This is a genomic window from Paenibacillus sp. P4_E11 (assembly GCF_056401635.1).
Window position 1 is genome coordinate 1 of the sequence record NZ_JBFUIX010000646.1, and the last position, 716, is coordinate 716.

Below are 716 nucleotides of genomic sequence, written 5' to 3' on the forward strand. Positions count from 1 at the left end.
TGACGGCATGACGGCAACCTTGTCAAATTTAGCTACAGACGATGTGACTAACTCCACAACAGGAACTACCTATACGAGTGGGGATCCAACAGTTGCAACGGTAACAGCGGATGGACTGATAGAAGCCAAAAGAGCAGGCACAACGACAATCACGATAGCTAATAGCGGCATAACGACTACCGTCGAAGTTAACGTAACCGAGATAACTGGATTGAAGGTATCACCAACCCCCGTCGAATTGAGACGAGGGACAACTCTTTCACAACAGTTGTCGGTGACGGCAACCTTGTCAAATTTAAATACAGACGATGTGACTAGCTCCACAACAGGAACGACCTATACGAGTGGGGATCCAATAGTTGCAACGGTAACAGCGGATGGGCTGATAGAAGCCAAGAATCTGGGCGTAGCGACAATCACGATAGCTAATAGCGGCATAACGACTACTGTCGAAGTTAACGTAACTGAGATAACTGAATTGAAGGCATCGCCAACCCCCGTCGAATTGAGACGAGGGACAACTCATTCACAACAGTTGTCGGTGACGGCAACCTTGTCAAATTTAGCTACAGACGATGTGACTAACTCCACAACAGGAACTACCTATACGAGTGGGGATCCAACAGTTGCAACGGTAACAGCGGATGGACTGATAGAAGCCAAAAGAGCAGGCACAACGACAATCACGATAGCTAATAGCGGCATAACGACTACCG

1 protein-coding gene is annotated in these 716 nt (G+C 47.8%); it reads left to right on the forward strand.

Annotated elements, in window-relative coordinates; all coding sequences use genetic code 11:
* The coding region (locus AC1DWB_RS36670; RefSeq protein WP_477545957.1) for an Ig-like domain-containing protein at positions 1-716 on the forward strand (716 nt) is incomplete at both ends.